19 protein-coding genes are annotated in these 19,272 nt (G+C 71.5%); 13 read left to right on the plus strand and 6 right to left on the minus strand.

The genetic code is table 11. The annotated features are described in order from the left end of the window. Positions 1–124 precede the first annotated feature (124 nt). The 9 genes from sucC (at position 125) to ACQP2F_RS04325 (ending at position 10,013) form a co-directional block, all read left to right on the plus strand. Complete coding sequence (gene sucC, locus ACQP2F_RS04285) at positions 125–1,303, plus strand: ADP-forming succinate--CoA ligase subunit beta (RefSeq protein ID WP_433300798.1); 1,179 nt, start codon at positions 125–127, stop codon at positions 1,301–1,303. 4 nt (positions 1,304–1,307) lie between these two features. Beyond that, positions 1,308–2,189: a succinate--CoA ligase subunit alpha gene (gene sucD / locus ACQP2F_RS04290; protein WP_433300800.1), complete on the plus strand. Its 882-nt coding sequence runs from the start codon at positions 1,308–1,310 to the stop codon at positions 2,187–2,189. Positions 2,190–2,302: 113 nt separating this feature from the next. Then, positions 2,303–3,754, plus strand: coding sequence for a cell division protein PerM (locus ACQP2F_RS04295; RefSeq protein ID WP_433300802.1), 1,452 nt, complete (start codon positions 2,303–2,305; stop codon positions 3,752–3,754). A 501-nt stretch (positions 3,755–4,255) separates the two neighbouring features. Continuing rightward, positions 4,256–4,873, plus strand: a complete 618-nt coding sequence (gene purN, locus ACQP2F_RS04300; protein WP_433300803.1) for a phosphoribosylglycinamide formyltransferase — start codon at positions 4,256–4,258, stop codon at positions 4,871–4,873. Continuing rightward, positions 4,870–6,429 (plus strand): bifunctional phosphoribosylaminoimidazolecarboxamide formyltransferase/IMP cyclohydrolase, encoded by a 1,560-nt coding sequence (purH, locus tag ACQP2F_RS04305; protein WP_433300805.1) that lies wholly within the window; start codon positions 4,870–4,872, stop codon positions 6,427–6,429. The genes purN and purH overlap by 4 nt, the downstream gene beginning before the upstream one ends. 11 nt (positions 6,430–6,440) lie before the next feature. Continuing rightward, positions 6,441–7,025: a pentapeptide repeat-containing protein gene (locus ACQP2F_RS04310; RefSeq protein ID WP_433300807.1), complete on the plus strand. Its 585-nt coding sequence runs from the start codon at positions 6,441–6,443 to the stop codon at positions 7,023–7,025. Positions 7,026–7,029: 4 nt separating this feature from the next. Then, positions 7,030–7,899 carry a bifunctional methylenetetrahydrofolate dehydrogenase/methenyltetrahydrofolate cyclohydrolase gene (locus ACQP2F_RS04315; protein WP_433300808.1) on the plus strand — a complete coding sequence of 290 codons (870 nt, stop codon included), beginning with the start codon at positions 7,030–7,032 and terminating at the stop codon, positions 7,897–7,899. Between the two features lie 76 nt (positions 7,900–7,975). Further along, complete coding sequence (gene mdh, locus ACQP2F_RS04320) at positions 7,976–8,926, plus strand: malate dehydrogenase (RefSeq protein WP_433300810.1); 951 nt, start codon at positions 7,976–7,978, stop codon at positions 8,924–8,926. A gap of 58 nt (positions 8,927–8,984) precedes the next feature. Continuing rightward, the gene (locus tag ACQP2F_RS04325) at positions 8,985–10,013 is read left to right on the plus strand and encodes a hypothetical protein (protein ID WP_433300812.1); all 1,029 of its coding nucleotides are present in this window, start codon (positions 8,985–8,987) and stop codon (positions 10,011–10,013) included. Between the two features lie 40 nt (positions 10,014–10,053). Here ACQP2F_RS04325 and ACQP2F_RS04330 read toward each other — a convergent pair whose 3' ends face one another. Continuing rightward, on the minus strand, positions 10,054–10,860 hold the full coding sequence (locus ACQP2F_RS04330) for an MBL fold metallo-hydrolase (RefSeq protein ID WP_433300815.1): 807 nt from the start codon (positions 10,858–10,860) through the stop codon (positions 10,054–10,056). Positions 10,861–11,000: 140 nt separating this feature from the next. Between ACQP2F_RS04330 and ACQP2F_RS04335 the strand changes: the two genes are divergently transcribed. The 3 genes from ACQP2F_RS04335 to ACQP2F_RS04345 are packed head-to-tail and all read left to right on the plus strand — an operon-like array spanning position 11,001 to position 13,843. After that, positions 11,001–12,215 (plus strand): NADP-dependent isocitrate dehydrogenase, encoded by a 1,215-nt coding sequence (locus tag ACQP2F_RS04335; RefSeq protein ID WP_433300817.1) that lies wholly within the window; start codon positions 11,001–11,003, stop codon positions 12,213–12,215. 54 nt (positions 12,216–12,269) lie between these two features. Next, positions 12,270–13,187, plus strand: coding sequence for a GlxA family transcriptional regulator (locus ACQP2F_RS04340; protein ID WP_433300818.1), 918 nt, complete (start codon positions 12,270–12,272; stop codon positions 13,185–13,187). An 11-nt stretch (positions 13,188–13,198) separates the two neighbouring features. Continuing rightward, positions 13,199–13,843 carry a DJ-1/PfpI family protein gene (locus ACQP2F_RS04345; protein ID WP_433300820.1) on the plus strand — a complete coding sequence of 215 codons (645 nt, stop codon included), beginning with the start codon at positions 13,199–13,201 and terminating at the stop codon, positions 13,841–13,843. A gap of 203 nt (positions 13,844–14,046) precedes the next feature. Here the strand turns inward: ACQP2F_RS04345 and ACQP2F_RS04350 are convergent, their stop codons facing one another. From ACQP2F_RS04350 to ACQP2F_RS04370, 5 genes are all read right to left on the minus strand, one after another. Continuing rightward, entirely contained in the window at positions 14,047–14,580 is a 534-nt protein-coding gene (locus ACQP2F_RS04350) for a DinB family protein (RefSeq protein ID WP_433300822.1), read from the minus strand. A gap of 43 nt (positions 14,581–14,623) precedes the next feature. Beyond that, the gene (gene galT / locus ACQP2F_RS04355; protein WP_433300824.1) at positions 14,624–15,712 is read right to left on the minus strand and encodes a galactose-1-phosphate uridylyltransferase; all 1,089 of its coding nucleotides are present in this window, start codon (positions 15,710–15,712) and stop codon (positions 14,624–14,626) included. Continuing rightward, positions 15,709–16,485 (minus strand): DeoR/GlpR family DNA-binding transcription regulator, encoded by a 777-nt coding sequence (locus tag ACQP2F_RS04360; protein WP_433300826.1) that lies wholly within the window; start codon positions 16,483–16,485, stop codon positions 15,709–15,711. The genes galT and ACQP2F_RS04360 overlap by 4 nt, the downstream gene beginning before the upstream one ends. Before the next feature lie 81 nt (positions 16,486–16,566). Continuing rightward, on the minus strand, positions 16,567–17,481 hold the full coding sequence (locus ACQP2F_RS04365; RefSeq protein ID WP_433300828.1) for a glycosyltransferase family 2 protein: 915 nt from the start codon (positions 17,479–17,481) through the stop codon (positions 16,567–16,569). Then, on the minus strand, positions 17,478–18,410 hold the full coding sequence (locus ACQP2F_RS04370) for a sulfotransferase family protein (protein WP_433300830.1): 933 nt from the start codon (positions 18,408–18,410) through the stop codon (positions 17,478–17,480). The genes ACQP2F_RS04365 and ACQP2F_RS04370 overlap by 4 nt, the downstream gene beginning before the upstream one ends. Before the next feature lie 59 nt (positions 18,411–18,469). On the opposite strand from ACQP2F_RS04370, the gene ACQP2F_RS04375 reads away from it, so the two are divergent. Then, positions 18,470–19,252 carry a WecB/TagA/CpsF family glycosyltransferase gene (locus tag ACQP2F_RS04375; protein ID WP_433300832.1) on the plus strand — a complete coding sequence of 261 codons (783 nt, stop codon included), beginning with the start codon at positions 18,470–18,472 and terminating at the stop codon, positions 19,250–19,252. Positions 19,253–19,272 lie beyond the last annotated feature (20 nt).

Raw genomic sequence — 19,272 nt, forward strand, 5'->3', positions numbered from 1 at the left:
GCGACTGAAGGCCCCTTGGGCCGGACACTCTTCACGCCGGCGACGCCACAGGCCGCCGCGCACACAGGTCGGGACGCAACGGTGCGGCTTGCCGGCGCTTGGCGTCGCGAGCGAAAGGAGACACGTGGACCTGTTCGAGTATCAGGGGCGTGACCTGTTCGAACGGCACGGGCTGCCCGTGCTGGGCGGCGGTGTCGCCGAGACCCCGCAGGAAGCCCGCGCGATCGCGGAGCGGTTGGGCGGCAAGGTCGTCGTCAAGGCGCAGGTCAAGGTCGGCGGCCGGGGCAAGGCCGGCGGCGTCAAGCTGGCCGACGGGCCGGACGAGGCCGAGGCCCGCGCGACCGACATCCTGGGCATGGACATCAAGGGCCACACGGTCGGCAAGGTGATGCTGGCCGAGACGGCCGACATCAAGGAGGAGTACTACTTCTCCTACCTGCTGGACCGCGCCAACCGTACGTTCCTCTGCATCGCCAGCGTCGCCGGCGGCATGGAGATCGAGCAGGTGGCCGAGGAGCAGCCCGACCGGGTCGCCAAGATTGCCATCGACGCCAGCAAGGGTGTCGACGAGGCCAAGGCCCGCGAGATCGTGACCGCCGCGCAGTTCCCGGCCGAGGTCGCCGACCAGGTCGCCGACATCGCGGTGAAGCTGTGGCAGGCGTTCGTGGCCGAGGACGCCACGCTCGTCGAGGTCAACCCGCTGGCCAAGGTCGGCGACGGCCGGGTGCTGGCGCTGGACGCCAAGGTCACGCTGGACGAGAACGCGTCGTTCCGGCACCCCGACCACGAGGCGCTGGTCGACCAGTCCGCGGTGGACCCGCTGGAGCAGGCGGCCAAGGCCAAGAACCTCAACTACGTGAAGCTGGACGGCGAGGTCGGCATCATCGGCAACGGCGCCGGCCTGGTCATGTCCACGCTCGACGTGGTGGCCTACGCGGGCGAGCGGCACGGCGGCGTCAAGCCGGCGAACTTCCTCGACATCGGCGGCGGCGCGAGCGCCCAGGTCATGGCGAACGGCCTCGAGATCGTGCTCGGCGACCCGTCGGTCAAGTCGGTCTTCGTCAACGTCTTCGGCGGCATCACCGCCTGCGACGCGGTGGCGAACGGCATCGTGCAGGCGCTGGCCCTGCTGGGCGAGCGCGGCGAGACGGTGACCAAGCCGCTGGTGGTACGCCTCGACGGCAACAACGCCGAGGAGGGGCGCGCCATCCTCGACGGCGCGAACAACCCGCTGGTCGAGCGGGTGGACACGATGGACGGAGCGGCCGAGCGCGCCGCCGAGCTCGCGGCTGCGGGGAAGTGACGTAATGGCTATCTGGCTCACCAAGGACTCCAAGGTCATCGTCCAGGGCATCACCGGCTCCGAGGGCTCCAAGCACACCAAGCGGATGCTCGCCGCGGGCACGAACGTGGTCGGCGGCGTCAACCCGCGCAAGGCCGGCACCACCGTCGACTTCGACGGCACCTCGCTGCCGGTCTTCGCCACCGTCTCCGAGGCGATCAAGGAGACCGGCGCCGACGTGTCGGTCATCTTCGTCCCGCCGGCGTTCACCAAGGCGGCCGTGGTCGAGGCGATCGAGGCCGAGATCCCGCTCGCCGTGGTGATCACCGAGGGCGTACCGGTGCAGGACTCGGCCGCGTTCTGGGCGCTCAACGTCGACCGCGGTCAGAAGACCCGGATCATCGGGCCGAACTGCCCGGGCATCGCCTCGCCGGGCGCGTCGAACGCCGGCATCATCCCGGCCGACATCACCCCGGCCGGCCGCATCGGCCTGGTCAGCAAGAGCGGCACGCTGACCTACCAGATGATGTACGAGCTGCGGGACATCGGTTTCTCGACCTGTGTCGGCATCGGCGGCGACCCGATCATCGGCACCACCCACATCGACGCGCTCAAGGCCTTCCAGGACGACCCGGAGACCGACGCGATCGTCATGATCGGTGAGATCGGTGGCGACGCCGAGGAGCGCGCGGCCGAGTTCATCAAGGCCAACGTGACCAAGCCGGTGGTCGGCTACATCGCCGGCTTCACCGCCCCGCCCGGCAAGACCATGGGCCACGCCGGCGCGATCATCTCGGGCTCGGCCGGCACCGCCGACGCCAAGAAGGCCGCCCTCGAGGCGGTCGGCGTCAAGGTCGGCAAGACGCCGAGCGAGACCGCGCGGCTCATGCGCGAGGTCATGAGCTGAGCTTGGTACGGCTGACCGCGGCGCGCCGCCACCCGGGTCCGATCGACCCGAATGGCGGCGCGCCGTCGTATCTGCGTCGCCGCGGGCCCCTGCTCGTGGAAAAGTAGGCGACGATGCCGACCCCACCCGACCGTCCCGAGAGCGCCGACGACCCGTTCGCCGTCGCCGAGGCGGCGCTGGATGCCCGGGAGACGGTTCCGCTCGATCGCCGCACCGAACCGATCGGCCGGCCGACCGAGGCGGTGGACCGGCCGACCGAGGCGACCGACCGGCCGGCCGGCCGCGACCGGGGGACCGACGGGGACCGGGCGACCGTCATGGTCGACGACAAGGTCCTGGGCGAGCGCCCCACGGTCAAGGTCCCGGGCCAGCGTCGCCCGCCACCGCGCGGCCGTCGCGCGCCGTTGCCGATCGCGGTCGCCTTCGCCACGCTGTGGGCGGCCGTCCTCACGTACCTCCCGGTCGCCGCCGTCATCGGTCTCGCGCGCACGCTCGAAGGTCAGGGTGGTCTCGGTGGCGCCGCGCACGCGGGTCTGGCCGGCTGGCTGCTCGGTCACGGCGTGCCCATCGGCACCTCGATCGGCCCACTCGGCCTGCCTCCGCTGCTGCTCACCTTCCTGGTCATCTGGCGGCTCAACCGGGCCGGACTCCACGTCACCCGCGCGATCGGCGCGCGGCGCTCCGGCCGTACGGGCGATGCCTTGCTCGTGGGTTTCGGCATCGCGCTCGTCTATTCGCTCCTCGGGTCGGTGGCCGCGCTCGCGGTCGACGGCAAGGGCACCGAGGTCACACCCGGCCGAGCCGCGATCAACTTCTTCGTGCTGGGCCTGATCGGCGCGCTGGCCGGGTCGCTCCGCGGCACCGACGCGCTCAGCGCCCTCGCCCGCCGCACCCCGCGCGCGCTGCGACACGGCCTGCGCACCGGCGTGATGGCCGCGCTCTTCATCCTGGCGGCCGGCGCCGCGATCACCGGACTGTCGGTGGCGGTCGGCGGCGGCCAGGCGGCGGACACCATCTCGGCCTATCGCACCGGCGTGGCCGGCCAGGCGGGCATCACCCTGCTGAGCCTCGCGTACGGGGCGAACGCCGCCATCTGGGCGGCGGCCTACCTGCTCGGGCCCGGGTTCGCGCTCGGCACCGGCTCGGCCATCGGGCTCACCGAGGTGACCGCCGGGCCGCTGCCGACCCTGCCGCTGCTGGCCGCCCTGCCGAACGGCCCGATGGGCGCCGAGGGCGCGCTGCTGCTGGCGATCCCGGTGGCGGCCGGGCTCGCGGCGGGCTGGCTGATGACGCTGCGGGTCAACCGGACGAGCGACGCCGACCCGCCGTGGCAGTTGGTGCTGGGCAGCGGGCTGCTGGCCGGCCCGGCCGCGGGAGTGGTGCTGGCGGTGCTGGCGCGCGCCTCCGGCGGCCCGCTCGGCGACGGCCGGCTGGCCACGATCGGCCCGGACCCGTGGCAGGTCGGCCTGGTCGCCACGGCCGTGGTCGCCGTGTCGGCGGCGATCGGCGCGTTCGCGGGCCGCACGTTCGGTCCGCGAGGGTTCCGTTCGACGCCCAAGCCCTGAGTGCCGCCGCCCTGAGCCTGTGGACGACGCCCCGAAAGTGTCGTAGGTCGGCCGTATCGTCGCCCCACCCAGTGACCGGGTGGGGATGCGTTGCGCGGTGGCCGCGAAGTGGGCTTGCGGGCGCTGGGCAGCCTGATGATTTCCAGCGATCGAGAGACAGCAGGTCATCAAGATCTGCCGGGTGGGCGGCAAACGGCGCGCCGAGCGGCGGGCAGCGGCGGCACGGGCGGGCAACGCAGCGCGAGTGGCGGTGCGGGCAAGTAGCGGTGTGAGCGGGCGGCGGTGCGGGCGCAATGCGCGGCGAGTGGCGGTGTGAGCGGGTGGCAGGGCGAGGCGAGGGCAACGCAGGCGAGTCGCGGCGCGACGGTGGCGGCGCGGGTGAGTGGCGGGCCGGGGCGGTGCGGCGCGGGTGAGTGGCGGGCCGGGGCGGAGGGTGTGAGCTGAGCCCGCGCTGACCGGCCCGAAATGGGGAACCTGCTGGCTCGGCGATAGGGTGCTGGAGTGACCGACCCCGCGCCCGCCCGGCTGGTCGTGCTTGTCTCCGGTTCGGGCAGCAACCTTCAGGCCCTTCTCGACGCCGCCGCCGACCCCGCCTACGGCGCTCAGGTCGTCGCCGTCGGTGCTGATCGCGACGGCATCGCCGGCCTCGAGCGGGCGGCCGCGGCCGGCGTGCCCACCTTCGTCGACTCGGTCAAGGCCTATGAGACCCGCGACGAGTGGGACGCGGCCCTCGCCGCCCACGTTGCCGAGCACAAGCCCGACCTCGTCGTCTCGGCCGGCTTCCTCAAGCTGGTCGGGCCTGCGTTCCTCGCCGCGTTCGGCGACCGCTACATCAATACCCACAACGCGCTGCTGCCGTCTTTCCCGGGCATTAACGGCCCGCGGGACGCGCTCGCGTACGGCGTGAAGATCGCCGGCGCCACCCTCTTCTTCGTCGACGCCGGCGTCGACACCGGCCCGATCATCGCCCAGGTGGCCGTCCCCGTGCTCGACGACGACACGGAGGAGACGCTCACCGAGCGCATCAAGGTGGCCGAGCGCGCCCAGCTGGTCGACTACGTCGGCCGCCTGGTGCGCGAGGGCTGGACCATCGAGAACAGGAAGGTACGAATTCCGTGAGCACCGAGGATGGTCGGCGTCCGATCAAAAGGGCGCTTATCAGCGTGTACGACAAGACCGGCCTCGTCGAGCTCGCGCAGGCGCTGCACGGCTCGGGCGTCCAGATCGTCTCGACCGGCTCGACCGCGTCCACGATCGAGGGCGCCGGCGTGCCGGTGACCCGGGTCGAGGAGCTGACCGGCTTCCCCGAGTGCCTGGACGGGCGGGTCAAGACGCTGCACCCGCGGGTGCACGCCGGCCTGCTCGCCGACCTCCGGCTGCCCGCTCACGAGCAGCAGCTGGCCGAGCTCGAGATCGAGCCGTTCGACCTGCTGGTCAGCAACCTCTACCCGTTCACCCAGACCGTGGCGTCGGGGGCGAGCGTCGACGAGTGCGTCGAGCAGATCGACATCGGCGGCCCGGCCATGGTGCGTGCGGCCGCCAAGAATCACCCCTCGGTCGCGGTGGTGACATCGGTCGAGCTTTATGCGCTGATCACAGCGGCGATCGCTGAGGGCGGCTTCACCCTCGCCCAGCGCAAGCATCTCGCGGCGAAGGCCTTCGCCGACATCGCCGAGTACGACGTCGCGGTGGCCAACTGGTGCGCGACGACGCTGGACCCGAGCGACTGGCCGGAGTTCGCGGGGCTCGCGCTCAAGCGGCAGAGCACGCTGCGGTACGGGGAGAACCCGCACCAGCAGGCGGCGCTCTATGTGGACCCGAACGCGCACGCCGGTCTCGCGCAGGCCGAGCAGCTGCAGGGCAAAGAGATGTCCTACAACAACTACGTCGACGCGGACGCGGCCTGGCGCAGCGCCAACGACTTCACCGAGCCGTGCGTGGCGATCATCAAGCACGCCAACCCGTGTGGCATCGCCATCGGCGCCGACGTGGCCGAGGCACACCGCAAGGCGCACGAGTGCGACCCGGTCTCCGCGTTCGGCGGCGTGATCGCGGTCAACCGCGAGGTGACCGTCGAGCTCGCCCGGCAAGTGGCCGAGATCTTCACCGAGGTGATCGTCGCGCCGTCGTTCGCGCCCGAGGCCCTCGACGTGCTGCGCGAGAAGAAGAACCTGCGGGTGCTGGTCGCCCCGGCCTGGAACCCGCCGCCGGCCGAGTTCCGGCAGATCGGGGGCGGCGTGCTGGCCCAGCAGTCGGACCGGATCGACGCTCCCGGCGACGACCCGGCCAACTGGGAGCTGGCGACCGGCGCGCCGGCCTCGGCCGAGGCGCTGGCCGACCTGGCCTTCGCCTGGCGCGCGATCCGCAGCGTGAAGAGCAACGCGATCCTGCTGGCCCACGAGGGCGCGACCGTCGGCGTCGGCATGGGCCAGGTCAACCGGGTCGACTCGGCCCGCCTCGCGGTCGAGCGGGCCGGCGCCGAGCGGGCCAAGGGCAGCGTGGCCGCGTCGGACGCGTTCTTCCCGTTCCCGGACGGGCTCGAGGTGCTGATCGCGGCCGGCATCACGGCGGTGGTGCAGCCGGGCGGCTCGATCCGGGACAACCTGGTGATCGAGGCGGCCGAGAAGGCGGGCCTCACCGTCTATCTGACCGGTACGCGGCACTTCTACCACTGATGGAGTCGCTCGTGCAGGACGTGACCTTCTCGGGCGCCGACTGGGCGCTCGAGGAGGTCACCGGCGTCCGCTACGAGGACTGCGCCTTCCACGACGTCGACTGGTCGGAGGCCAAGCTCACCGGTTGCGTCTTCACCCACTGCACCTTCGGCAACGTACGGTTCAACGCGGCCACGCTCGACCGGGTCGCGATCATACAGTCGACGCTCGAGCGGTGCAACTTCTTCGACGCGACCGTCGCCGGCTGCAAGCTGACCGGCAGCCAGTTCGTCGACTGCGGGCTGCGGCCGCTGACCGTGGACGGCGGCGACTGGGGATTCGTGTCGTTGCGCGGGCAGAACCTGACCGCGGCCAAGCTGAGCGGCCTGCGGTTGCGGGAGGCGGACCTGATGGGCGCCGACCTGACCCGGGCCGACCTGCGCAACGCCGACCTGTCCAACGCCCGGCTCAAGGACGCCGTCTTCAAGGGCGCCGACCTGCGTGGCGCCGATCTCGACGGGGTGGAGCTGCGCGGCGTCGACCTGGCCGGCGCGAAGATCGATCTGACTCAGGCCGGGCTCTTCGCCCGGGCGTACGGCGCCATCGTTGCGGGGTGAGAGTGTGACGGCACGGATTCTGGACGGCAAGGCGGCCGCGGCGGCGGTCAAGGACGACCTGCGGGCACGGGTGAAGGCGCTCGGCGAGCGCGGTGTCGTGCCGGGGCTCGGCACGGTGCTGGTCGGCGACGATCCGGGCTCCCGGGCGTACGTCGAGGGGAAGCACCGTGACTGCGCCGAGGTCGGGATCGCGTCGATCCGCCGTGACCTGCCGGCCGACGCCTCCCAGGAGCACGTCGAAGCGGTGGTGGCCGAGCTCAACCAGGACGACGGCTGCCACGGCTACATCGTCCAGCTGCCGCTGCCGAAGCACCTGGACACCGGCCGCATCCTGGAGCTGATCGACCCCGGCAAGGACGCCGACGGGCTGCACCCGGTCAACCTCGGCCGGCTCGTGCTCGGCTTCGACGGGCCGCTGCCGTGCACCCCGCGCGGCATCGTGCATCTGCTGCGGCTCAACGACGTACCGCTGAAGGGCGCCGAGGTCGTCGTGGTCGGCCGCGGCACCACCGTGGGCCGCCCGCTCGGCCTGCTGCTCACCCGCCGCACCGAGAACGCGACCGTGACCCTGTGCCACACCGGCACCCTCGACCTGGCCGCGCACACCCGGCGGGCCGACATCGTGGTGGCCGCCGTCGGCGTGCCCGGGCTGATCAAGGCGGACATGGTGCGGCCCGGCGCCACCGTGGTCGACGTCGGCATCACCCGGGTGGTGGGCGAGGACGGCAAGGGCCGCTACACCGGCGACGTCGATCCCGGCGTACGCGAGGTGGCCGGCGCCGTCGTCCCGGTGCCCGGCGGGATCGGCCCGATGACCCGGGCCATGTTGCTCACCAACGTCGTCGAGCGCGCGGAGTGGCTTAGCTCGCGTTAACCCGACCGGCGCGAAATGCCCCGTTAACCGACTGATACGGTCCGGAAAAATCGTCACCACTGGGAGTGGAAGAGCTATGGGCAAGAAGGTAACCGTCGTAGGTGCCGGTTTCTACGGCTCGACGACCGCACAGCGTCTGGCCGAGTACGACATCTTCGACACCGTCGTGCTCACCGACATCATCGACGGCAAGCCGGCCGGTCTCGCCCTCGACCTGAACCAGTCCCGGCCGATCGAGGGCTTCGAGACCAAGGTCGTCGGCGTCACCACCGGCCCCAACGGCGAGGGCTACGAGGCCATCGAGGGCTCGGACGTCGTGGTCGTCACCGCCGGCCTGCCGCGCAAGCCGGGCATGAGCCGCATGGACCTGCTCGAGGTCAACGCCAAGATCGTGCGCCAGGTGGCGGAGAACATCGCGAAGTACGCGCCGAACGCCGTCGTCATCGTGGTCTCGAACCCGGTCGACGAGATGACCGCGCTGGCCCAGATCGCCACCCAGTTCCCCAAGAACCGGGTCTTCGGCCAGGCCGGCGTGCTCGACACCGCCCGCTTCACCAACTCGATCGCCGAGACCCTCGCGGTGCCGGTGAAGAGCGTCAAGGCGCTCACCCTCGGCTCGCACGGCGACACCATGGTGCCGGTGCCGTCGCGCTGCACCGTCGACGGCAAGCCGCTGTCCGACCTGCTGCCGGCCGAGAAGATCGAGGAGCTCGTCGTCCGTACGCGCAACGGCGGCGCCGAGGTCGTGGCCCTGCTCAAGACCGGCTCGGCGTACTACGCCCCGTCGGCCGCCGCCGCCCGCATGGCCAAGGCGGTCATCGAGGACTCGGGTGAGACCCTGCCGGTCTGCGCCTGGGTCGACGGCGAGTACGGCATCTCCGGCGTCTACCTGGGTGTCGAGGCCAAGATCGGCCGGGACGGCATCCAGCAGGTCGTCGAGGACAAGCTCACCGACTCCGAGATCGCCGGTCTCAAGGAGGCGGCCGAGGCCGTGCGCGCCAAGCAGGCGGACGTCGCGAACCTCTGAGCTCTCACGGGGAAGGCCGGGCGCGTGCGCCCGGCCTTTTTCTGTCTAAGGTGCATCGGTGAGTACGGGTTGGGTGCGCGACGTGGCCGCGGACCGGTGGGACTCGGCGCTGGCCCCCCACGGTTTCCGCCGCACCGGCGTGACCTACAGCCGGAAGATCCCCGGCGGTCGCCAGCGCCTTCATCCCGCTCTGATCCGCCACGGTGGCCTGCGGTTGTCGCTGCGCGCCTCGGTCGCGTTCCCGGCCGTGGCCCGGGAAGTCGCCGCGCTCACCGATTCCCCCGTCGCCAAGTCCGACATCGTGGACATGGCGCTCCTGGACACGCTGGCGGGCGACCCGCCGTGGCTGTCCTTCGGCTCGGCCGACGAGCTGGCCGGGCTCGAGGTCGAGCGTTACCTGCTCGACCCGCTGGTGCCGTGGCTGGACCGGCGCATGTCGGTGGCCGCGCTGGTGGCGGCCCAGCGCGCGGAGATCCGCGTCGAGCCGTACAACGGCTGGGTCGGGCAACTTCCGATGGTGGTGGCGGCCGGGCTGCTGGTACTGGACGACCCGGAGGAGGCGCTGCGGGTGGTCGAGAGCGCCTATCCCGTCGGCGTCCGGGACCGGGAGGCTTACGCGGCCGGCCTCGCGCGCCTCGAGTCCCAGGCGGGCCGGCCTGCGGACCGAGTGGGTCGCTTTGGCCGGCCGCAACGCCGCCCTGGCCCCGGCCGGTCCGCCTCAGCCGATGCCGGCCGAACCGGCCGCTCGGCGACGCCGTCCGCAACGTATCGGCTCAAGGCGCGCACGACGCTGTCGCTGCCGCCGGTGGTCGATCCCGGTCCGGAGCAACTCGCGCGGGTGGTGCACCGGCTCGACGAGGAGCGCTTCTTCGCCGTGCTGGAGCGCTCCGACGGCGTCTACGCCCAGGTCGGCTTCGGCCCCAAGGCGGGCGCGGCCGCCGGCGTCTACGCCCTCGAGCACCGCGACTCCGACGCCCACCTCCGGGCCGAGACCCCCGACCGGGACGAGGCCGTGCGGTTCCTCCACCGTTTCCGGGCCGGCGACGACTGGCGAGCCGGCCACGCCTGGCAGACCCTCCACCTCTGAGCGAGCCCCGCCGATCAGCTGCCCGGGCCGGGACCTGGGGTCAGGGCAGCTTGCGGAACGGCACCCCCAGGTGGGAGACGGCCACCGTGGAACCCTGATCGATCACCTCCTGGACGATGCGGCGGCGGGTGGCGCGGGCCTCCTCCGGATCCATATCGCTGGCGTAGGCCACCTCCGGGTGCAGCAGCTGGATCATGTGGACGACCAGGTCGCCGGAGATGAGGACACTCTCGTCGCCCTCCGACGCCAGGACGGACTGGTGGCCCGGCGTGTGGCCGGGGGTGGCCACGATGCGGACGCCGGGGGACAGCGAGACGTCGCCGGCTATCACCTGGAGGCGGCCCTGGGCCAGCAGCGGCTCGATCAGCAGGTCGAACTGGCCGGCCTGGTCGCGGTTGGCGCGGTAGGCATCCACATCTGCCTGCTGCACCACCACGCGAGCCCGGGTGAAGGGTGAATCGCGCGGGACGGCCCAGCCCATGTGGTCGTTGTGCAGGTGGGTCAGGACGATCTCGGCGACCTCCTCCGGATCGATGCCGGCCGTCGCCAGCTCGCCGGGCAGGTGGCCGGGGACCGGCGCCCAGTCGGACGCCAGCGAGCCGGCCGGGCCGATGCCGGCGTCGACCAGCGTGACCGGCCCGCTGTCGCCGCGGCGGATCGCGTAGCTCCGGAACCGCAGCCACCACTCGCCCTCGGCGGTCACCGCGGCCGGGTCGGCCGCGTCGGCCGCCGCCCACTGGGACGCCGTCGCCTCGGGGAACGCCTCGGCCCGGGGCAGGAAGAACGGACCGGCGGCATCCTCCAGCGCGGTGATCGTCAGCTGGCCGATCGTGTGTGTCAGCGGCATGGGGAGGATTCTGCCGGGGCGGACGAAGATCCCGCGCGCCCTGTGGATAACTCCAGGTCGGGGTCGGTCGACGATCTTCACCCCTCGGGCAGTACGCTCGTACTGCTAAAGCATGGTTTTCGGGAGAGGAGCGCCGGCCGATGGCGAAAATCAAGGTCACAAACCCGGTCGTGGAGCTCGACGGCGACGAGATGACCCGGATCATCTGGAAGCAGATCCGGGAGCAGCTGATCCTGCCCTACCTCGATGTCCCCCTCGAGTACTACGACCTGTCGATCCAGCACCGCGACGAGACCGACGACCAGGTGACGATCGATGCGGCCAACGCCATCAAGCGGCACGGCGTCGGCGTGAAGTGCGCCACGATCACGCCCGACGAGGCGCGGGTCGAGGAGTTCGGCCTCAAGAAGATGTGGCGCTCCCCGAACGGGACGATCCGCAACATCCTCGGCGGCGTCGTCTTCCGCGAGCCGATCATCATGTCGAACGTGCCGCGGCTGGTGCCGGGCTGGACCAAGCCGATCATCATCGGCCGTCACGCCCACGGCGACCAGTACAAGGCGACCGACTTCGTCGCGCCGAGCGCCGGCAAGTTCACGATGACCTTCACGCCCGAGGACGGCTCCGAGCCGATCGAGTTCCACGTGGCCGACTTCCCGGCCGGCGGCGTCGGCATGGGCATGTACAACTTCGACGAGTCGATCCGCGACTTCGCGCGGGCCTCGTTCCGGTACGGCCTGGCGCGCAACTACCCGGTGTACCTCTCCACCAAGAACACGATCCTCAAGGCGTACGACGGAAGGTTCAAGGATCTTTTCGCGGAGATCTTCGAGACCGAGTTCGCCGACCAGTTCAAGGCGGCGGGCCTGACCTACGAGCACCGGCTGATCGACGACATGGTCGCCGCCGCGCTGAAGTGGGAGGGCGGCTACGTCTGGGCCTGCAAGAACTACGACGGTGACGTGCAGTCGGACACCGTGGCCCAGGGCTTCGGCTCGCTCGGCCTGATGACCAGCGTGCTGATGACGCCGGACGGCAAGACGGTCGAGGCCGAGGCCGCGCACGGCACCGTCACCCGGCACTACCGGCAGTGGCAGAAGGGCGAGAAGACCTCGACCAACCCGATCGCCTCGATCTTCGCCTGGACCGGTGGCCTCAAGCACCGCGGCGTGCTCGACGACACCCCCGCGGTCAGCGAGTTCGCCGAGACGCTGGAGAAGGTCTGCGTCGAGACCGTCGAGGGCGGCCAGATGACCAAGGACCTCGCGCTGCTGATCTCGCGCGACGCCCCCTGGCTGACCACCGACGAGTTCATGAACGCGCTCGACGAGAACCTGGCCCGCAAGCTGGCCTAAAAGGTGGGAAGTACGTCGTTGCGGTCGTCCGCGGGCGGCCGCAACGATGGCTTCATGGCCCACCACGTGCAGATTCTCCTGTTCGACGGGGTGCAGAGCCTCGACGTGACCGGTCCGCTCGAGGTCTTCACCCTCGCCGGCGGCTACCGCGTCACGACCGCGAGCGTGGGCGGCGCCCCGATCCGCACTTCCAGTGGTCTGAAAATCACGCCAGGGCACGAAACTTCGGATAAGCCGGACACGCTGGTCGTGCCGGGCGGCGCGGGTACGAAGCAGCCCCCGCCCGAGGTGATCGACTGGCTCCGCCGAAACGGCCACAAGCCGAAGCGGGTCATGTCGGTCTGCACCGGCGCCTTCTTACTGGCCGAGGCCGGCCTGCTCGACGACCGCAGGGCGACCACCCACTGGCAATACTGCGAGTCCCTGCGCACCCGCCACCCCGAGATCGACGTCGACCCCGAGCCGATCTTCGTACGCGACGGCCGCATCTCGACCTCGGCCGGCGTCACCACCGGCATCGACCTGGCGCTCGCCCTGGTCGAGGAGGACCGCGGCCGCGACGTCGCCCTCGCCATCGCCCGCGGGCTCGTCATGTTCCTGCGCCGGCCGGGCGGGCAGAGCCAGTTCAGCGCCCAGCTCGCGGGCCAGGTCGCCGAGCGCGAGCCGCTGCGTGCGGTGCAGCGGCTGATCGCCGAGCATCCCGACGCCGACCTCTCCGTGCCCAGGCTCGCGGCCGCCGCGAACCTGTCGCCGCGGCAGTTCACCCGGGCCTTCACCACGGAGATCGGTGTGTCGCCCGGCCGCTACGTCGATCGCGTACGCCTGGAAACCGCTCGCCGCCTCCTCGAGGACACCGCCGCCGGGGTCGCCGAGATCTCCCGCACGGCCGGCTACGGCACTCCGGAGGCCATGCGCCGCGCCTTCCTGCACGCCCTCGGTGTGTCCCCGGCCGAGTATCGACGCCGCTTCTGAGGAGCAAGAGCATGCAGATCAACATCCTCCTGTACGACCGGATGACCGCCCTCGACGCGGTCGGCCCCTACGAGGTGCTCAGTCGCGTACCCGGCGCTGACGTGCTGTTCGTGGGCGAGCGGGCCGGTCCGGTCCGTACCGACACCGGCCATCTCTCGCTGGTCGCCGACGCCTCGCTGGCGGACGCTCCGGCCGCCGACGTCGTGCTGGTACCCGGCGGATATGCGCCGCCGCTCACGCCCGGCCCGATCCACGAGTGGCTGCGCGCCGCCGACGCCGCTTCGACCTGGACCACGTCGGTCTGCGTGGGCTCGCTGATCCTGGGCGCGGCCGGCCTCCTCGAGGGCCGCCGGGCCACCTCGCACTGGATCGCCCTCGACCGGCTGGCGGACTACGGCGCCCTCGCGACGGAGGAACGCGTCGTCTTCGACGGCAAGTACGTGACCGCGGCCGGTGTCTCCGCGGGCATCGACATGGCCCTTACGCTCCTGGCCCGGATGACCGCGCCGGAGGCCGCGATGGCGGTTCAGCTCGGCATCGAGTACGACCCACGGCCCCCGTTCGAGGCCGGCTCGCCGGCCACGGCCCCGGCCGAGATCGTGGCCTACCTGCGCGCGAACCGGGACACGATCGTGAAGCTCCCAGGTATGTCGTAAAACGCATGTTTATTTCCGTAACCAGGGGTTACAGGCGTCGTTTTCCACTGCGAAACGGATGACGGTCGCGGACGCCGAGGGTTCGCCCGCCGCTGTATGGCTGCCTTGTCCCGGGCGCCTGCACGGTTCTCTCGGGGATCGCCGCGACCAGTCCCTTCCCCTGCGGGGGGCCTTGTCCCGGGCCCCCCGCCCCTAATTTGGGGTTACTGACCGATCCGGCCGTCGATGCGCTCGCGCAGGAAGTCGGCGTGGCCGTTGTGCCGGGCGTACTCCTCGATCATGTGGATCAGGACCTCACGCAGCGGGTTGCCGCCCTCGCCGACGTAGCCGAGGTCCTCGATCGAGTCGACGTAGTCCTCGGCGAAGGCGATCTCGGTCTTCCAGGCGGTGAACGCCTCCTCGACCACCGCCGGGTCGGCCACCGCGCCGTCGAAGTCCTCGTCGCGGTTGCCGTTCTCGCGGTAGCGGCGCGGGCCGGGGAAGCCGGCCATGTTCATCCGGAACCAGCCCTGCTCGACGCCGGCCATGTGCCGCACGAGGCCGAGCAGCGACAGCTTCGACGGCTCGACCGAGCGCTGCGCCAACTGCGAAGGCGTCAGGCCGTCGCACTTGAGCTCGAGCGTGAGCCGCTGGTCGCGGAGGTACCCGACCAGCGTCTCGCGCTCACCGACGAAGCCGCCGTCGGCGCGCGGGTCCTCGTGCGGCGCGACGAACATGTTTTCCCAGGCGAATCCCATAGGGAGACCTTCAACTACCGAACCCGGGAAGCGCAACGTGATCTTAAAGAGCGCGCAACGTCTCGGCTGCGTTCTCGGGGACCACGTCGTTGACGAAGGCGCCCATCGCGGACTCCGAGCCGGCCAGGTACTTCAGCTTGTCGGCGGCCCGCCGGATGCTGAACAGCTGCAGGTGCAGGTAGCCCAGCTCGCGCCCCTCGCCGACGACCGCCTGGTGCCAGGCTGAGATGTAGGGCATCGGCTTGCCGAAGAGGGCGTCGAAACGGCGCAGCACGTCGAGGTAGAGCGGCCCGAACGCGTCGCGCTCCTGGTCGGACAGGGCGGGGATGTCGGGCACCTTGCGGTGCGGGGCGAGCTGCACCTCGTACGGCCAGCGGGCGGCCGCCGGCACGTACGCCGTCCAATGCTCGTTGGAAGCGACCACCCGGACCGCCGCCGCCCGCTCGGCCGCCAGCGTGTCCGTATAGAGATCGCGGCCCGTCCGCGCGAGGTACGCGGCCGACGCCCGGAGCATCTGCTGGGTGCGCGGCGGCACGGTCGGGTACGCGTAGATCTGCCCGTGCGGGTGGTGCAGGGTCACGCCGATCTCGACGCCCCGGTTCTCGAACGGGAAGACCTGGGCGACGCCGGTGATCCGGGACATCTCGGCGGTACGGTCGGCCAGCGCGTCGACCACCGTGCGCACCCGGCACGGCGACAGCGACCCGAACGAGCTGTTGTGGTCGCTGGTGAAGCACACCACCTCGCAGCGGCCGATGCCGGGGCGGACCGGGACCATGTCGGTCAGCGAGGTGACCTCGTCCGGCTTGATGCGGTCGCTGAACGACGGGAACTGGTTCTCGAAGACCACCACGTCGTAGCCGGGCGCCGGGATCTCGCTGGCGAACGACGGCGTCGACGGGCACAGCGGGCACGCGTCGCTGGGCGGCAGGAACGTGCGGGTCTGCCGGTGCGCGGCCACCGCCACCCACTCGTCGACCAGCGGGTCGTATCGCAGCTGCGAGGCCGGTGGCGGGGTCGGCAGGTGCCGGGTGTCCGGGTAGCCGCCGCGGTCGGTGTGCTCCTCCTCGTTGAAGTAGATCAGCTCGCGGCCGTCGGACAGGCGGATCGCCGTGCGGCTCCGGAACGTCACAGACCGCTCACCACCACGAGCTCGGGCACGGTCTCCTCCAGCAGGATGCGAGCTTGCGGCTCCAGCCCCTCGTCGGTGATCAGCACGTCGGCGCGCTCGAGCTTGACGATCGACGAGATGCCGACCGTGCCCCACTTGGTGTGGTCGGCGAGCACCACGAGCTTCTCGGCCGAGGCGACCAGGGCCCGGTTGACGTCGGCCTCGGCCAGGTTGGGCGTCGTGTAGCCGGCGCGCTCGCTCATCCCGTGCACGCCCAGGAACAGCATGTCGAGGTGGAGCGAGCCGATCGCGGCGATCGCCACGGAGCCGACCAGGGCATCCGAGGGCGTACGCGTGCCGCCCGTCAAGATCACCGTCTGGTCGGGGCGTCCGGCCCGGTAGAACACGTCCGCCACCGGGATCGAGTTGGTGACCACGGTCAGGTCGGGCACGTCCACCAGTCGCTGGGCGAGGCCGGCCGTGGTGGTGCCGGCCGAGAGCGCGATCGCGTCGCCGGGCGAGACCAGCGTGGCGGCCCGCATGGCGATGGCCGCCTTCTCGTCGCGCTGGCGCACGGACTTGGCCGCGAAGCCTGGCTCGTGGGCCGATCCCGGGGATACGGTGGTCGCGCCCCCGTGTACCTTCGCCAGGAGGCCGCGGTCGGCCAGCGACTCGAGGTCGCGACGGATCGTCATGTCGGAGACGCCGTATTCGGAAGCCAGCTCGCTGACCCGGACGCCGCCGGCGGCCCGGACCCGGTCGAGGATCGCGGCCTGGCGCTGCTGGGCTAGCACGACTGCATCCGCACTATTTCGAACACGCCCGAACACTACCGTGCGATCGGGCATGCGCGAAAGAGTGGATAACCAGTGACGCTAGATACCCCGCCCTCTCTTGTGCAGAGCGGAGAGCACATTCTCGACCTTGACCGCACCGGTCATGGCGGCCAGCGCGATCGCGGTGCGCGGCTCCTTCCAGTTGGCCCGCACCGCCTCCTTGCTGAACTGCCAGGCCTGGCTGCGGTTCCCGGTCGCCGCCGACCAGCAGGCGAGCTGGCCGTAGACGCGGGCGGCGCCCGGCCGGCAGCCGCTGATCTCGGGATGGCGTTGCATCATCCAGCGCAGCGATGAGATCTTCGTGGCGTACTCGTACGCGTAATGCGAGCTCCGCCCCCAGAGCACCCGCACCAGGGGCTCGTCGAGGTGCACGATCGGCGCCCGGCGGGCCGCCCGCAGCAGCAGGTCCCAGTCCTCGTTCTGGCTGCCCGGCGCGTCCTCGGCGACCAGGCCGATGGCGTCGACGGCCAGCGCCTGGCGGCGGATCAGGAACGACGACGAGTGCAGCATCGCCATCCGGGAGCGGGCCAGCTCGTCGACCGTCACCCGGGCCCGGCCGGCCAGCCGGGGCGTGCATTTGCCCTCGTACTCGACCTCGATCGCACACGTCGCGAACTCGGCGTCGGGCTCGGCCAGCAGCGCGGCCACCTGCCGGCGCAGCTTGTCCGGCCGCCACTGGTCGTCGTCGTCGCAGAACGCCACCAGCTCGGTGTCCAGGGCCAGGATGCCGGTGTTCCGGGCGCCGGCCAGTCCCGATGTGCGCCAGTTGGTCAGCACCAGTACCGGCACGCCCTCGGTGGACGCCAGCAGGTAGTCGGGCTCGGTCTGGTCGTACACCACCAGGATCTTCAGATCGCCCGGGTAGGCCTGGTCGCGTACCGAGGCGATCGCCTTGCGGACGAGCTCCGGGCGGTTGCGGGTGGGGATGACGACGCCCACCGACGGCCAGTTCATGAGGGAACCTCCTGCGAAAGCGGATATCCGTAGGCCCGCAACATGGGCGCACACACCGCCCCGACCAGGCGGCGCTGCCGCGGCGGCAGGGCGGAGATCCAGGCGTCGTCCCGGCGCAGGGCGATCCGGCCGACGGTGAAGCGCATCGGGTTGCCGGCCGCGCTGTGCCCGACCTTCAGATCGGCGTGCCCGGGCTGCAGGAAGTCCAGTGCGGACGGCTCGAGGTCGACGCCGGCGAACGCGGCCAGGTCGGTCAGCGCCGCCCGGGGGTCGGCGACCAGCTCCTCGTACCGGATCCGGCGCACCGCCACCCCGCGCCGGGCCAGGAGCGAGAACGCGGCGTTGTGCGCGTTCCACAGCATCGCCGAGCGGCCGGGGGAGTAGCGGGTCATCTGCTCGGTGCCGTCGGTCTCGGGCCGGGCCACCGACTTCGTCCACGAGTACGCGACCCCGCGCGCGTCCCGCACCACGTGCACCACCCGCAGGTCCAGGTCGCCCGACCAGCGCAGCACGTGGGCCAGCGCCGAGTGCTTGGACGAGTCGACCACGATCCGGGCGCCGGACACCTCGGCCGCCGCCGCGTAGACCCGGGAGTAGAACTCGGCGTACTCGTGCACCTCCTCGGGCGCCTCGACCGCCGTGGCCAGCCGCGGGATGTGCCGGGTGCGCTCGACCGCGTCGCGCAGGTAGTGCACCCGGTCGACGTCGACGTTGTGCCAGCCGCCGAAGGCCAGCGCGCCGACCCGCCGCCAGAAGCCGCAGGCCGAGAACCGCGCGCCGCATCCGCAGCGCTCGTCGTCGCGCAGATCGCGCTGCCAGAGGTGGACGACCTCGCCGAGCGCGCACACGCCGGGAAGCTCGCCGAGCAGACGTTCGACGAGCGTTGTTCCGCTACGTCCTAATCCACCCAGAAATAACACCCGTGCCACTTTGGCCCACCTTCGCTCGTTTCGCTCTTATAACGAGCGAACCACCAAGGAGGCGTGAGGTGTCCATCGAGGCTTTCGACCGGGTCGACCTGGACGGGACCGGCATCGACCGGATCACCGAGGCCGAGGTCGTGGCCGTGGTCCGGGACGCGCTCGACCACGGCCGGGGCGGGCGCATCATCACCCCGAACATCGACATCCTGCGGCGCGCGCAGACCGACCCCGAGGCTCGCGCGCATCTCGCCGACGCCGACCTGATCGTGGCCGACGGCATGCCGCTGATCTGGGCGAGCCGGCTGGGCGGCACGCCGCTGCCCGAGCGGGTGGCCGGCAGCAGCCTGATCTGGTCGCTCTCGGCCGGGCTGGCGCGAGACCACCGGTCGATCTTCGTCGTCGGCGGCGCGCCCGCGACCGACGGTGCGGCCCGGGCGGCGGACCGGCTGGAGCGGGAGTGCCCGGGGCTGCGGATCGCCGGCACGCTGTGCCCGGACTTCGGCTTCGATCGGAACCCCACGACCTACGAGGAGGTCTGCGCGAAGGTGATCGACGCCGCGCCCGACCTCGTGTTCGTCGGTCTCGGCTTCCCCAAGCAGGAGCGGATGATCGCCCGGCTGCGGGCCGGGCTGGCCCGGAGCTGGTTCATCGGGTGCGGGGCGGCGGTCAACTTCGTGGCCGGCGACGTGGCCCGGGCGCCGCGGTGGATGCAGCGCACCGGCCTGGAGTGGGCGCACCGGCTCGGCGTCGAGCCGCGCCGGCTGGCCGGGCGCTATCTGCGGCACGATGCGCCGTACGCGCTGCGGCTGCTCGCCCAGGCGCCGGTCCAGCGGGTGCGAGCGCGCTAACAGTACGGGCGTACTGTAAG

Origin of the sequence: Actinoplanes sp. CA-030573 (assembly GCF_050951115.1) — a bacterium.
In the GTDB taxonomy this organism is placed as follows: domain Bacteria; phylum Actinomycetota; class Actinomycetes; order Mycobacteriales; family Micromonosporaceae; genus Actinoplanes.

Coding starts and splice junctions, on each gene's coding strand:
- ACQP2F_RS04365 (WP_433300828.1), bottom strand. CDS start 17,481: ATGAACTGGCCGTCGGTGGGCGTCGTCATCCCCACCCGCAACCGCCCG.
- ACQP2F_RS04345 (WP_433300820.1), top strand. CDS start 13,199: ATGCAGATCAACATCCTCCTGTACGACCGGATGACCGCCCTCGACGCG.
- ACQP2F_RS04295 (WP_433300802.1), top strand. CDS start 2,303: ATGCCGACCCCACCCGACCGTCCCGAGAGCGCCGACGACCCGTTCGCC.
- mdh (WP_433300810.1), top strand. CDS start 7,976: ATGGGCAAGAAGGTAACCGTCGTAGGTGCCGGTTTCTACGGCTCGACG.
- ACQP2F_RS04330 (WP_433300815.1), bottom strand. CDS start 10,860: ATGCCGCTGACACACACGATCGGCCAGCTGACGATCACCGCGCTGGAG.
- ACQP2F_RS04340 (WP_433300818.1), top strand. CDS start 12,270: ATGGCCCACCACGTGCAGATTCTCCTGTTCGACGGGGTGCAGAGCCTC.
- ACQP2F_RS04350 (WP_433300822.1), bottom strand. CDS start 14,580: ATGGGATTCGCCTGGGAAAACATGTTCGTCGCGCCGCACGAGGACCCG.
- ACQP2F_RS04335 (WP_433300817.1), top strand. CDS start 11,001: ATGGCGAAAATCAAGGTCACAAACCCGGTCGTGGAGCTCGACGGCGAC.
- sucD (WP_433300800.1), top strand. CDS start 1,308: ATGGCTATCTGGCTCACCAAGGACTCCAAGGTCATCGTCCAGGGCATC.